This window comes from Actinoallomurus sp. CA-142502, from assembly GCF_050936355.1.
Taxonomy (GTDB): domain Bacteria; phylum Actinomycetota; class Actinomycetes; order Streptosporangiales; family Streptosporangiaceae; genus Actinoallomurus; species Actinoallomurus iriomotensis.
Genome location: NZ_JBNJMY010000001.1, coordinates 3539088 through 3552657 on the forward strand (window position 1 = coordinate 3539088; position 13570 = coordinate 3552657).

Here is a 13570-nt window from a genome sequence, read left to right on the forward strand (position 1 = left end):
AGCCGTTTCTTAACCGCGGATGAGAAAGCGGATCAAGGGCCCGGAACCCGGGTTCCGGGCAGTTTCATCCAGGCCGCCGTGCCGCCGCCGGGCGCCGGATCCAGCCGGATCTCCCCGCCCGCGTCCCGTACGGCACGGGCCGCGATGGCCAGCCCCAGGCCCGACCCCGGCAGCCCCCGCGCGGACGGCGAACGCCAGAAGCGGTCGAAGACGTACGGCCGGTCCTCGTCCGGAATGCCCGGCCCCTCGTCCCGTACGGTCAGCTCCCCGTCGCGGAGGCGGACCGACACGGTGCCGCCCGGCGGGCTGAACTTGATCGCGTTGTCCAGGAGGTTCACCAGGGCGCGTTCGAGCGCCGCGGCGTCCCCGCGCACGTACCACGGCGAGATCTCGTCCTCGATCCGCAGCGTCGGCCCTCGCGGGCGTACGCGGCGCACCGCGTTCTCGGCCACCTCGTGCAGCGGGACGGGGCCCACGTCGGCGACGTCCTCGTCGCGCGCCAGGTCGAGGAGGTCGCCGACCAGGCTGGACAGCTCCACGAGCTGCGCCTTCACGTTGACCAGCAGCCGTTTCTTGCCGTCGTCGGGCAGCGGACGGCCCGTCTCCTCGCTGCGGAGCATCAGGTCGACGTTGGTGCGCAGGCTGGTCAGGGGCGTGCGCAGCTCGTGGCCGGCGTCCACGATCAGCCGCTGCTGCCGCTCGCGAGACCCGGCGAGCGCACGGGTCATGCTGTTGAACGACCGGCTCAGCCGGGCGATCTCGTCCCGTCCCTCCACCGGGATGGCGGTGTCCAGCTTCTCGGTGCGCGCGATGTGCTCGACCACGTCGGTCAGCCGGTCCACGGGCGCCAGACCGGCGCGGGCGATGAGCAGGCCCGCGACCGCCGCCCCGACGACGCCGACGGCCGCGACCGCGACGAGGAGCAGGGCGAGGCTGTTCAGCGACTCGTTGACCTGGGCGAGCGGTTTGGCCACCGACACCGCGAAGCCGCCGGGGTCGCGGTGCGTGAACACCCGCATCGGGGTGCCGTCCGCGGTCTGGCCGTCGCGGTAGGTGGCCTGCTTCTGGCCGCGGGCGATGGCGACGTCGCCGGGCACGACCTTCAGCGGGGAGGTCCCCGGCGAGCTGCAGTAGGTGCCGTCCGGCGAGATGACCTGCAGCGTCGGCTGGTACCTGCGGAAGGGGTCGTCCTTCCGCGGCTGCAGGTCGCAGATGGAGCGCGCCGATCCGGGCCTCGCGTCCGCGCCGGGCGGCCCGCCGGCGCGCGGTCCCCCCGACAGCGACTGGTCGAGCTGGTCGATCAGCCGTCCGCGTACGACGAACCAGCAGCCGACCGCGCAGGCCGCCACGGCCACGGCGACGGCGAGGCTGGTCAGTACGGCCAGCCGGGTGCGCAAGGAAAGATGCCGTCTCACGCGATCCCTCCTAGAGGCAGGCCGTCACGAGGAGCGCAGGACGTAGCCGACGCCGCGGACGGTGTTGATCAGACGCGGTTCGCCCATCTTGCGACGCAGGTACATGACGTACACGTCCAGGGAGTTGGACGACGGCTCGAAGTCGAAGCCCCACACCGCCTTGAGGATCTGCTCGCGGGTCAGCACCTGGCGCGGGTGGGTGAGGAAGAGCTCCAGCAGGGAGTACTCGGTGCGGGTGAGTTCGAGTGCGCGGCCGTCGCGGCTCACCTCGCGGGTCACGGTGTTCATTCGCAGGCCGGCGTACTCCAGGAGCTCGCCGCCGCGGGTCGTCACCACGCTGCGGCGGAGCAGCGCCCGTACCCGCGCGAGGAGTTCGTCCAGCTCGAACGGTTTGACGAGATAGTCGTCCGCGCCGGCGTCCAGCCCGGTGACCCGGTCGCCGACCGTGTCCCGCGCGGTCAGCATGAGGACCGGCAGCGTCTCCCCGCGGGCGCGCAGGCGGCGGCACGCGGTGAGGCCGTCCATGCGGGGCATCAGGATGTCGAGAACGGCCAGGTCGGGCTGGGTCCGGTCGAGCTCGTCGAGCGCCGCCACGCCGTCGGCGGCGGTGACCACCTCATAGTCCTCGAACGCGAGGCTGCTCGCGAGAGACTCACGGACCGCGGGTTCGTCGTCTACGACCAGAATGCGCACGTCAATGACGGTATCCGCCGTCACGACCGATCAGGGCAGGTGACGAGGTTTCTCATCCAAATCTCAGCTGGTCAGGGGAGGGGTACCTCGACCGCGCGCCGGTTCTGCGTGAAGCGGGGGTTCCAGACGTACAGCCCCATGTCCTGCGGAGTGACGGAGGCGTCGACCGGCATGTCGGTGGCGACCCGGACGAGGTAGCTCGCGCCCGCCGGGATGTACTGGTCCCCGTCCTCCGAGCGCGGCGGCGCGAAGCCGAGCGTGTTGACCACGTCGGTGTGGTCGGGCAGCGTGCACATGTCCGACGGCGCGCCCGGCTGCGGCATGCAGCGGTTCTCGGCCAGTACGCTCGCCGGCACTCGGGACCGCTTGACGAACAGGTCGGCGGGGAAGTCCAGCAGCGCGGCGTCGGTGCCGGTGTTCGTGATCACGTAGTCGAGGTAGCCGAGCGTGGTGCCGTCCGCCGGCCGTACCGTCGTGCTGGCGAGCGGCCGCTCGGCCGTCCCGGCCTTGACCGCGGCGAGAGAGTACGAGTAGCCGTCCGGCGTGCTGACGTCGAGCCGGGAGCCGGTCTTCAGCCGCGACAGGCTGCTGACGCCGGAGCCCGGTCCGGCGCTCGTCCGGGCGGCCACCGTACGCGGTGCCGGCATGCCGTGGTCGCCGTGCGCGCGCACGCCGACGATGAGGCCCGCCACCGCGCCGACGCCGAGCACGCCGCCCGCGATGCCGAGACCGGCGGTGCGCCGGCTCTGTCTCTTCCTTCTGTGCGCGCTTCTGCGCGAGTGACTCCGTGCCATGGCTTCCAGGTCCCGGGTCGGCGGGTCGGCGGCGCTCCGTGACACCACGGAGCACCGCCGCATAAGCCCCAAAACATAGCAAACCGACCTGCGGAAACGCCGCGACTGTACGGATGACTCCTGGTCAGGGCACCATCCATGACAGGACCGCGACGGACTGCAGAAGCGCGAGCACGCACATTCCGGCGAGGAAGACCAGGCTCCACAGGATCACCCGGCGGAAGATGTCGCCCTCCTTGCCGTCCATGCCGACGGCCGCCGCGGCGATCGCGAGGTTCTGCGGCGACACCATCTTCCCGAGCACACCGCCGGAGCTGTTGGAGGCCGCCATCAGCAGCGGCGACAGGTTCGCCTTGCCGGCGGCGGCCACCTGCAGGGCGCCGAACAGCGAGTTGGAGGAGGTGTCCGAGCCGGTGACCGCGGTGCCGAGCCAGCCGAGGACGGGGGAGAGGAATGCGAAGAAGCCGCCGGCGCCCGCCATCCAGGTGCCGAGCGTGATCGTCTGGCCGGAGGCGTTCATCACGTACGCGAGGCCCAGCACCGCCATGACCGTGACGATCGCCCAGCGCAGCTGCACGAGTGTGGCCCGGTACGCGCGCAGCGCCCGCGCCACGCCGACCTTCAGCGCGATCGCGCTGAACACACCGGAGATCAGCAGCAGGGTCCCCGCCGCGTTCAGCCAGTTGATCTTGAACTGCGGCAGTGTCGAGACCTTGCCGGAGGCGCCGGTGATGTGCAGGCCCGGCCAGTTCACCGTCCTGGTCGGCTCGTCGAGCCAGCCCTTGATCGGGTTGATCTGCGCGAGCACGAAGACCGCGATGATGATCGCGTACGGCGCCCACGCCCGTACGACCTCCGCACGCGCGTCCGGGCGCGCGACCCGTCCGGCGAACCCCGGCGTCGGCTCGTCGGCCGCCCCGCCCGCGACGACCGTACGGGGCTCGGGCCCGCCGAGCGTCTCACCCGGCTGCCAGACGCGCAGCAGCGCGACGAGGACGACCACCGAGAACAGCGACGCGACGATGTCGGTGAGCGGCACCGACAGGTGGTTCGAGGTGATCCACTGCGCGAGGCCGAACGCCACGCCCGCGGTCAGCGCCGCCACCCACGTCTGCGCGACGCCGCGGCGGCCGTCGACGATGAACACCAGCACGAGCGGCACGAACACCGCGAGGATCGGCGTCTGGTGGCCGACCATGGCGCCGAGGGTGTCGCTCGACATGTGCGTCACGCCGCCGAGGGTGATGATCGGGATGGCCATCGCGCCGAACGCGACCGGCGCGGTGTTGGCGACCAGCGCGACCACCGCGGCCTTGAGCGGCTTGAAGCCCATCGCGATGAGCATCACCGAGGTGATCGCCACCGGCGTGCCGAACCCGGCCAGGGCCTCCAGCAGCGCGCCGAAGGAGAACGCGATGATGATCGCCTGGATGCGCTGGTCGTCGCTGACCTGGGCGAACGTCCGTCGGAGCACGTCGAAGTGCCCGGTCTCGACGGTCATCGTGTAGATCCAGATCGCGTTGATGACGATCCACAGGATCGGGAAGAAGCCGAACACCGCCCCTTCACCGCCGGCGAGCAGCGCCTGGCCGGTGGGCATGCCGTACGCCCAGATCGCGACGACCACCGACACCGCCAGGGCGATGACCGAGGCCAACCACGCGCGCATCCGCACGAGACCCAGCAGTACGAACAGGGTGAGCAGGGGGAGCGCCGAGACCAGCGAGCTCCACGCCAGGGAATGAGCGACGGGATCGAGCACTTGGCGGTACAACGGGGGTCACCTCCGAGGGGACAACTGCTCCTTGCCGATCCCCCGAATGGACGCGTCGAGCACTTCCGCGGTGTGTGCCACCGCGATCTCCTCGCCCCGGCGGCGCAGCGCCGTGGCGATCTGCAACGAGCAGCCCGGGTTGGCGGCCACGAGCAGGTCCGCTCCGGTCGCCGACACGCTCGCGGCCTTGCGGTCGCCGAGCTCACCGGCGGCCTCGGGCTGCAGCAGGTTGTAGACGCCCGCCGAACCACAGCAGATCTCCGGGTCGGCGATCTCGCGGATCTCCAGGCCGGGGATGCCCGCGAGCAGCGCGCGCGGCTGGACGCGGATGCCCTGGGCGTGGGCGAGGTGGCAGGCGTCGTGGTAGGCGACCGTGATCTCCAGCGGATGGCGGGTGGCGCGCGGCCCCAGCTCGGCGAGGTACTCGGTGAGGTCGCGTGTCTTGGCCGAGAACTCCCGCGCCCGTTCCGCCCACTCGGGCTCGTCGGCCAGCACGTCGCCGTAGTCCTTCATCGCCGAGCCGCACCCGGCCGCGTTGACGACCACCACGTCCACGTCGGCGAAGGTCTCGATGGTCTTCTTGGCGAACGCCCTGGCCTCCGCCGCCCGCCCGGAGTGCAGTGACAGCGCCCCGCAGCAGCCCTGGTCCTTGGAGATGACGACGTCGCAGCCCTCCATCGCCAGGACGCGCGCGGTCGCGGCGTTGACGCCGGGGAAGAACTCCCGCTGCACGCAGCCGGTCAGCATGCCGACGACGGCGCGGCGCTCGCCGCGGGCGGCGACGCGCTCGGGCAGGCGCACATGGGAGGCGCGCGGCGGCGCCAGCCGCTCCATGGCCGCCAGCGTCGGCGAGATCCGGTTCAGCAGGGGCGCCATGTTGATCTTGGATGCCTGGTAAGCGCGGAGCGGCCCGCGCAGGAGACGAAGGCGCTTCGGGTACGGGAAGAACGCGAAGATCGCCTCGCGGAGCAGCCGATCGGTACGACCGCGCGGCCGTTCGTCCTCGACCTTGGCCCTGGTGACCTCGATGAGCCGGTCGTACTTGACGCCCGACGGGCACGCGGTCACACAGGCCATGCAGCCGAGACAGCGGTCGAAGTGCTCGATCATCGGCCCGCTGAGCGGCTCGCCCTGCTCGTGCTGGCTCATCAGGTGGATCCGCCCGCGCGGGGAGTCCATCTCCTCGCCCCACAGCTGGTACGTCGGGCACGTGGGCAGGCAGAACCCGCAGTGCACGCAGTCGTCGAGCAACTCGCGGAAGTCCTCCACTAGATCCCCCCTGCGAAGCGTCCCGGCGACAGGCGGTGCTCCGGGTCGAACTGGTCCTTGACGCGTCGCATCAGCGCCAGGGCGGGTACCGGCCCCCACCGGTCGAGGGCCGTGCCGTCCGGCGCGGACAGCACGACGGCGCTGCCGTGGCGCCGGAGGCGGTCGAGGGCCTGCTCCGCGTCGCCGGCGGGCAGCCCGACGTGCCAGACGCCGCGCCCGGCGGAGCCGCGGACGTGCGCGGGCGCCTCCTGGAAGACCGCGGTGAGCTTCGAGGGCGCGGCGCGCACCTCGGCGAGCACCTCTCCGTCCGGCAGCCGTCCCCACCAGCCGGGCGGCTCCTCGGTGATCCGGCCGCCGATGAGGTCGCGGGCCGCCTCGGCGCGCGCCGGCACGCCGCCGGCGAACCCCTCCAGCAGCACGGTCACGGTGATCGGGTCCGGCCCGTCCACCTCGATGGCCGAGGGCACGAGCGACGAGCGTCGCAGCGCCCGCGTCAGCTCCAGCGCGGCGGCCGCGTCCGCGACGGTGGCCGAGACGTACGCGCTGGCCTGCGGGAGCGGGTGCAGCCGGAACGCCGCCTCGGTGATCAGGCCGAGGGTGCCGCGCGAGCCGGTGAACAGCTTGCCGAGGTCGTAGCCGGCGACGTTCTTGACCACCTTGCCGCCGGCGTGCGCGACCACTCCGTCGGCGCGCACGACCGTGATCCCGATGAGCAGGTCGCGCGCCGAGCCGTACAGGAGCCGCCGGGGGCCGGCCGTGGCGGTGGCGAGCGCGCCTCCGACGGTCGCGCCGGGCACCAGGGCGTCGAGGGCGAGCTGCTGGCGCGTGCCGGAGACCGCCTCCTGCAGCTTCTCCAGGGGCAGCCCGGCCTCGGCCTTGACGACGAGGTCGCCCGCGGTGTGCTCGATCAGCCGGCCGAGCCGCCGCGTTTCGACGATCAGGTCGCAGCGCTCGGGCGGCGCGCCCCAGTGCAGCTTGGTGCCGGCGCCGCGCGGCACGACGGTGAGCCGGTGCTCGGCGGCGGCGCGCATCAGCTCGCCCGCCTCCGTCACGGTGGCGGGCGCGGCCACGTACGCGGCGCCGACTCCCTGGACGGCGTCTTCGGGCTCGGCGGGACGGACCTCGCACGCCTTGGCCAGAGCGTCGATCACCTGCGTCATCAGAACAGGTCCGCCTTTCCGCTCTCGACGAGCGGATGGACCCCGGTACGGCGGCCCGGCACCTCGCCGCACAGCCGTGGGGTCGGGTACACCTTGCCGGGGTTGCACAGGCCGGCCGGGTCGAAGGCGCACCGCACCATCTGCATGGTGTCGAGGTCCTCCTCGGTGAACATCCGGGGCATGTGCTTGGCCTTGTCGACGCCCACGCCGTGCTCGCCGGTGATCGACCCGCCGTGCTCGATGCACAGGTCGAGGATCTGGCCCGAGACCATCTCGGCGCGTTCGGCCGCGCCCGGCACCGCGTCGTCGAACAGCACCAGCGGATGCAGGTTGCCGTCGCCGGCGTGGAAGACGTTCGCGACCCGTACGCCGCTGTCGCCCGACAGCTCGTCGATCCTGGCCAGCACCTCGGGTAGGGCCGTACGGGGGATGACGCCGTCCTGCACGATGTAGTCGGGGCTGATCCGGCCCACCGCCGCGAACGCGGACTTGCGGCCCCGCCAGATGAGGGCCCGCTCGGTGTCGTCGGCGGCCACCCGGATCTCGAACGCCGCGTCGCACAACTCCTTGACCTGCGCGAACTGGTGGTCCACCTCGGCGGTGGGCCCGTCCAGCTCGACGACGAGCACCGCGCCGGCGCCCGGCGGATAGTCACAGGCCACCGCCGCCTCGGCCGCCTCGATGGACAGCGCGTCCATCATCTCGATCGCCGCGGGCACCACGCCCGCGGAGATGATCGCCGAGACCGCCTCGCCCGCGCTCTCGATGGTGTCGAAGGCGGCCAGCAGCGTCTCGACCTTCTCCGGCAGGCGCGTGAGCCGCACGGTGATCTTGGTGGTGATGCCCAGCGTGCCCTCGGAGCCGACGAACGCGCCGAGCAGGTCATAGCCCGGCGCTTCGGAGATCTCCACGATCTCTCCGTCGGGCGTGACGACCTCGCAGGCCAGCACGTGGTTGACGGTGAAGCCGTACTTCAGGCAGTGGGCGCCGCCGGAGTTCTCCGCGACGTTGCCGCCGATCGAGCAGATCTGCTGGCTGGAGGGATCGGGCGCGTAGTAGTACCCCTGCGACCGTACGGCCTTGGTCACGTCGAGGTTGATCACGCCGGGCTCGACGACGGCGCGCTCGTCGTCGATGTCGATCTCCAGGATCCGCCGCATGCGGGAGGTGACGATCAGCACGCCGTCGGTGCGGGGGAGCGCTCCACCCGACAGCCCGGTGCCGGAGCCGCGCGCGATGTAGGGCACGCCCTCGGCCGTGCACGCCCTGACGATCTCGGCGATCTGCTCGGCGCTGTCCGGCAGCACCACGATGCCCGGCGTCGCCCGGTGGTAGGTCAGCCCGTCGCACTCGTACGTGCGCAGCTCGGCAGGGTCGGTGATGACGTTCCCGGCTCCGGCGACGACCCTCAGCCGCTCTGCGAGCCCGTCCAGCCCTGCTGTAGACACATCACCCATCCTTGACCTTTTGGAACGGATCCAAACTAATCGGTACCAAGGTGTGATCTGGCCCTTGCCGTACGTCATGTGCACGGCCGATGACCTGCGGAAACGCCCCGGAGTCCGCCGGACTCCGGGGCGCGGTCCTCAGGGCATCCGCTCGTACGCCGGGACGGTCAGGAAGTCGGCGTAGTCATCGGCGAGGGCGACCTCCTTGAACAGGCTCACCGCGTCGGCGAAGCGCTTCTCGTCGTAGGCGTCCCCGTACGACTCGCGGATCTTGCCGAGCTCCTCGTCGATCAGCCGCTCGACCAGCTCCGGCGTGACCTTCGGGCCCTCGGCGAGCTCGACGTCGTTGTGGATCCACTGCCACACCTGCGAGCGCGCGATCTCGGCGGTCGCGGCGTCCTCCATCAGGTTGAAGATGCCCACCGCGCCGTTGCCGCCCAGCCAGGTCGCGATGTACTGCAGGCCCACGCTGATGTTGTTGCGCAGCCCCGCCTCGGTGATCTCACCAGGGGTCTTCTCCACCGCCAGCAGGTCCGACGCCGAGACCGAGACGTCCTCGCGGAGCCGGTCGCGCTGGTTCGGGCGGTCGCCGAGGACGCCGTCGAAGACCTCGCGGCAGATGTCGACCATGCCGGGGTGGGCGACCCAGGACCCGTCGAAGCCGTCCTCGGACTCGCGGGTCTTGTCGGCCCGCACCTTCTCGAACGCGGCCTTGTTGACCTCCTCGTCGCGACGGGAGGGGATGAAGGCCGCCATGCCGCCGATCGCGTGCGCGCCGCGCTTGTGGCAGGTGCGCACCAGGAGCTCGGTGTACGCCCGCATGAACGGGGCGGTCATCGTGATCGCGTTGCGCTCGGGCAGCAGGAACTGCCGGCCGCGCGAGCGGAACTTCTTGATCACCGAGAACAGGTAGTCCCACCGGCCGGCGTTGAGCCCCGCGGAGTGGTCCCGCAGCTCGTAGAGGATCTCCTCCATCTCGAACGCGGCCGGGATGGTCTCGATCAGCACCGTCGCCCGGATCGTGCCGCGCGGGATCTCCAGGAGGTCCTGGGCGAGGTTGAAGACGTCGTTCCAGAGGCGCGCCTCGTGCCGGCTCTCCATCTTGGGCAGGTAGAAGTACGGTCCCTTGCCCTTGTCGAGCTGGCGCCGCGCGCAGTGGAAGAAGTAGAGGCCGAAGTCGAACAGGGAGCCGGACATGCGCTCGCCGTCCACGAGGACGTGCTTCTCGTCCAGGTGCCAGCCGCGCGGCCGCACGACGATGGTGGCCAGCTCCTCGTCCGGCTTCAGGGTGTAGGACTTCCCGCCGGTCTCGAAGTCGATGGTGCGGTCGAGGGCGTCCTTGAGGTTGAGCTGGCCGCCGACCATGTTCTCCCAAAGCGGCGTGTTGGCGTCCTCGAAGTCGGCGAGCCAGACCTTCGCCCCGGAGTTGAGCGCGTTGATCGTCATCTTGCGGTCCGTCGGGCCGGTGATCTCGACGCGACGGTCCTCCAGGCCGGGCGCCGGGTCGGCCACGCGCCAGGTGTGGTCCTGGCGGACGTCCGCGCTGTCCGGGGCGAAGTCGAGCGTGCCGCCGCGGGCCAGCTCCTCCTGGCGCTCGGCCCGAAGGCCGAGCAGCTCGCGGCGGCGCGTGCCGAACTCGCGCTGGAGGGTGGCGAGAAAGCCCAGTGCCTCGGGCGTGAGGATCTCCCCGAACCGATCTTCGACGGAGCCGGTCAGCTCCACGCCTGCGGGTCCAGCCATCTGCCCACCCTTTCGTCTGGCGAAATTTCTCTTCTGCTTAGTGGAAAGCCTATTAATGTCCTCGCGGACCGGTCAAAGGGGTCCTACCCGTGTGGACGTCCGGAGCGGGTACGCCGACTGGTGCCTGTCCCGACCAACCCACCCCGACCGACCTCCCGGGCCGATATCCAGGTGTGCGAAACGCGGGTACGTGGCAGCATCAGGGGAAGATCCGGGGATGTTCCGGTGTTGACATGGGGGAAGATGTCTACTTTTTCCTACGAAGAGCCAGAGCCGCTGACCGGTGAGCTGGACCTCGAAGACCGGCAGGCGCTACGCCGGGTCGCCGGGCTCTCCACCGAGCTCCGCGACATCACCGAGGTCGAATACCGGGCCCTCCGGCTCGAACGCGTCGTCCTGATCGGCGTGTGGACCGACGGAGACGAGGTCCACGCCGAGAACTCCCTGCGCGAGCTGGCACTCCTCGCCGAGACCGCCGGCTCGCAGATCCTTGAAGGCATGATCCAGCGGCGGTCGCGCCCCGACCCCGCGACGTACGTCGGCTCCGGCAAGGCGCTGGAGCTGCGCGACGTCGTGATCTCCACGGGCGCCGACACCGTGATCTGTGACGGAGAGCTGGCGCCCAGCCAGCTGCGCCGCCTGGAGGAGATCGTCCAGGTCAAGGTCATCGACCGTACGGCCCTGATCCTGGACATCTTCGCCCAGCACGCCAGCAGCCGCGAGGGCAAGGCCCAGGTCGAGCTGGCCCAGCTCGAATACCTCCTGCCGCGCCTGCGCGGCTGGGGTGGCAACCTGTCCCGTCAGGTCGGTGGCCGTGCCGCCGGCGGTGTCGGCATCGGCGGCCGCGGCCCCGGTGAGACCAAGATCGAGCTGGACCGGCGGCGTATCCGCACCCGCATGGCCAAGCTGCGCCGCCAGATCAACGAGATGGGCAAGGCCCGCGACACGATGCGGTCCCAGCGGCGCACCCGCGCGGTGCCCGCGGTCGCCATCGCCGGCTACACCAACGCCGGCAAGTCCAGCCTGCTCAACCGCCTGACCGGCGCGGGCGTGCTGGTGGAGAACGCCCTGTTCGCCACCCTCGACCCGACGGTGCGCCGGGCGAGCACGCCGAACGGCCGCGCCATCACGCTCGCGGACACGGTCGGGTTCGTCCGCCACCTGCCGCACCAGCTCGTCGAGGCGTTCCGCTCGACGCTGGAGGAGGTCACCGACGCCGACCTGATCGTCCACGTGGTCGACGGCTCCGACGCCGACCCGGAGGCGCAGATCGCCGCCGTGCGCGAGGTGCTGCGCGACATCGGCGGCGCCGACGTCCCCGAGCTCATCGTCATCAACAAGGCCGACATCGCCGACGAGATGGCGCTCGCCCGGCTCCGCCGGCACGAGCCGCACAGCGTCGTCGTCTCCGCGCGCACCGGCGCCGGGATCGACGAGCTGCTGCAGGTGATCGAGGACGTGCTCCCGCGTGCCGAACGCGAGGTGCGCGCCCTGGTGCCGTACGATCGCGGCGACCTGGTCGCCCGTGCGCACGACACCGGCGAGGTGCTCTCCCAGGAGCACACCGCCGAGGGCACCGCGCTGCACGTCCGCGTGCCCGACCGCCTGGCGGCCGAGCTCGAGCCGTACGCCTCCGCGCAGGTCTGACCGGCTACGAGATGACCGGGACCACTTCGGTCCCGGTCATCTTTCGCCGTTCGCCCCAAGCGCGTGGTCTTCCTGAGGTATCTTCAAAGCGCCTGTAACAGTCGGCCGTTGGGGCGGTCGAGTAGTGGTATGCGGCCAAAGGCTGTACAGGGGGGCGTTGGTGCACTACCGTGACGAAACCGAGTTTTCCGGGTTCGTTGCTCCAGGTGGTCTCATGGCCACCTCCTTAACCGCACTTGGGTCCGTCGGCAGCGTTGCCGTCGTTAGTCGAGCGAGAGCAGGTGACCCGCTGCATGGCGTCCGGACACCCTTCACCGGCGCAGTGGCGTAGCCGGGCGGTGATGCAATGACCGTACGTTTGCTGACGAACATCGGTCGGCTGTGGACCGGCACCGACGTGTGCAGCAACGCTGCGATCCTCGTGCACGACGACCGCATCGTCTGGGCGGGGCCCGCCTCGGACCTGCCCCAGAGCGTCCCCGGTGTCATCGACGACATCGTCGACGTCGACCACGTCGAGAACCTCGGCGGCGGGCTCGTCACCCCGGGCCTGATCGACGCGCACTCTCACCCGGTCTACGCGGGCAACCGCTGGGCCGAGCTCGCGATGCGCACGAGCGGCTCGACGAACAACGAGATCGTCGCGGCCGGCGGCGGCGTCGCCTCCACGGTCACCGTGACCCGCGGCACCGACCCCTGGACCCTCTGCAACAACGTCCGCGAGCGGCTCCGGCAGTGGATCTGCGCCGGCACCACCACGATCGAGGCCAAGACCGGCTACCACCTCACCCGCGACGGTGAGCTGGCCGACATCCGGATGCTGCGTTCGCTCGAGGAAGAGCCGTCGATGCCGCGCATCCACGCCACCTTCCTCGCCGCGCACGTCCTGCCGCCCGAATACTTCGGCCGCCGCCGCGACTACATCGAGGCCGTACGCCTCTGGGCGGGCGACGCCGCCGCGGCCGGCGCCGACAGCATCGACGTCTACTGCGACGAGGGCCACTTCACGCCCGACGAGGCCCGTGTCCTGCTGATGACCGGCCAGCGGGTCGGGCTCAAGGCCCGCATCCACGCCTGCGCCAACGAGCGCGTCGGCGCCGCGCAGGTCGCCGCCGAGGTCGGTTGCGCCTCCGCCGACCTGCTCACCGAGGCCAACGAGGACGACATCAAGGCGCTCCACCACGGAGGCGTCGCCGCGACGATCTGCCCGGGCAGCGCCCTTCACAACGGCCGCACCCCGCCCGTGCGCGCCCTGCTCGACCGGGGCGTGACGCTCGCGCTCGGCACCGACCACAACCCGGGCCAGTGCGGCATCACCTCGATGCCGCTCGTCGTCGGCCTGTCCGTCGCGATGTTCGGCCTCAGCGTCAACGAGGCGCTGCGTGCCGCGACACTCGGCGGCGCGGCCGCCCTGCGCGTCTCCGACCGCGGCGCGCTCGCACCCGGCATGTACGCCGACATCGTGCTCTGGGACGCCGACCACGAGGGCGCCTTCGCATGGGCGTTCGGCCTCCGCGCCCAGCGCGTCTGGCGCGGCGGCGTCCCCGTCCAGGTCTAGCGCCTGCCTCGAAGCCCCCGGAGGACCGCGGCGGAGGAACGCCTGCCAGCGCAGGTCTACGTCTTCGTTGGT

At 71.2% G+C, this 13570-nt stretch carries 10 protein-coding genes; 2 read left to right on the plus strand and 8 right to left on the minus strand.

The features are described 5' to 3' along the window. Window positions 1–32: 32 nt before the first annotated feature. From ACQEV1_RS17155 to aceB, 8 genes are all read right to left on the minus strand, one after another. The gene (locus tag ACQEV1_RS17155; RefSeq protein WP_433394685.1) at window positions 33–1415 is read right to left on the minus strand and encodes a HAMP domain-containing sensor histidine kinase; all 1383 of its coding nucleotides are present in this window, start codon (window positions 1413–1415) and stop codon (window positions 33–35) included. Between the two features lie 24 nt (window positions 1416–1439). Next, window positions 1440–2102 carry a response regulator transcription factor gene (locus ACQEV1_RS17160; protein WP_285618867.1) on the minus strand — a complete coding sequence of 221 codons (663 nt, stop codon included), beginning with the start codon at window positions 2100–2102 and terminating at the stop codon, window positions 1440–1442. A gap of 77 nt (window positions 2103–2179) precedes the next feature. Further along, window positions 2180–2950 (minus strand): hypothetical protein, encoded by a 771-nt coding sequence (locus ACQEV1_RS17165; protein ID WP_433394686.1) that lies wholly within the window; start codon window positions 2948–2950, stop codon window positions 2180–2182. Window positions 2951–3026: 76 nt separating this feature from the next. Beyond that, window positions 3027–4676: an L-lactate permease gene (locus tag ACQEV1_RS17170; protein ID WP_433394687.1), complete on the minus strand. Its 1650-nt coding sequence runs from the start codon at window positions 4674–4676 to the stop codon at window positions 3027–3029. Window positions 4677–4682: 6 nt separating this feature from the next. Beyond that, window positions 4683–5945 (minus strand): (Fe-S)-binding protein, encoded by a 1263-nt coding sequence (locus tag ACQEV1_RS17175; RefSeq protein WP_433394688.1) that lies wholly within the window; start codon window positions 5943–5945, stop codon window positions 4683–4685. Next, complete coding sequence (locus ACQEV1_RS17180) at window positions 5945–7105, minus strand: FAD-binding oxidoreductase (RefSeq protein ID WP_433394689.1); 1161 nt, start codon at window positions 7103–7105, stop codon at window positions 5945–5947. Before ACQEV1_RS17180 ends, ACQEV1_RS17175 begins: the two co-directional genes overlap by 1 nt. Then, window positions 7105–8562, minus strand: a complete 1458-nt coding sequence (locus tag ACQEV1_RS17185; RefSeq protein ID WP_432705518.1) for an FAD-linked oxidase C-terminal domain-containing protein — start codon at window positions 8560–8562, stop codon at window positions 7105–7107. Before ACQEV1_RS17185 ends, ACQEV1_RS17180 begins: the two co-directional genes overlap by 1 nt. 129 nt (window positions 8563–8691) lie before the next feature. Further along, window positions 8692–10293 carry a malate synthase A gene (gene aceB, locus ACQEV1_RS17190; RefSeq protein ID WP_285617443.1) on the minus strand — a complete coding sequence of 534 codons (1602 nt, stop codon included), beginning with the start codon at window positions 10291–10293 and terminating at the stop codon, window positions 8692–8694. 243 nt (window positions 10294–10536) lie between these two features. On the opposite strand from aceB, the gene hflX reads away from it, so the two are divergent. Further along, window positions 10537–11940 carry a GTPase HflX gene (gene hflX / locus ACQEV1_RS17195; RefSeq protein ID WP_285617442.1) on the plus strand — a complete coding sequence of 468 codons (1404 nt, stop codon included), beginning with the start codon at window positions 10537–10539 and terminating at the stop codon, window positions 11938–11940. Between the two features lie 346 nt (window positions 11941–12286). Beyond that, a complete protein-coding gene (hutI, locus tag ACQEV1_RS17200) occupies window positions 12287–13498 on the plus strand; it encodes an imidazolonepropionase (protein ID WP_285580707.1) in 1212 nt (403 codons plus the stop codon). The last annotated feature ends 72 nt before the right edge of the window (window positions 13499–13570 follow it).

Excerpts from the sequence above, each read along its gene's own strand:
- aceB (WP_285617443.1), bottom strand. The coding sequence starts at position 10,293 with ATGGCTGGACCCGCAGGCGTGGAGCTGACCGGCTCCGTCGAAGATCGG.
- hutI (WP_285580707.1), top strand. The coding sequence starts at position 12,287 with ATGACCGTACGTTTGCTGACGAACATCGGTCGGCTGTGGACCGGCACC.
- ACQEV1_RS17185 (WP_432705518.1), bottom strand. The coding sequence starts at position 8,562 with ATGGGTGATGTGTCTACAGCAGGGCTGGACGGGCTCGCAGAGCGGCTG.
- ACQEV1_RS17180 (WP_433394689.1), bottom strand. The coding sequence starts at position 7,105 with ATGACGCAGGTGATCGACGCTCTGGCCAAGGCGTGCGAGGTCCGTCCC.
- hflX (WP_285617442.1), top strand. The coding sequence starts at position 10,537 with ATGTCTACTTTTTCCTACGAAGAGCCAGAGCCGCTGACCGGTGAGCTG.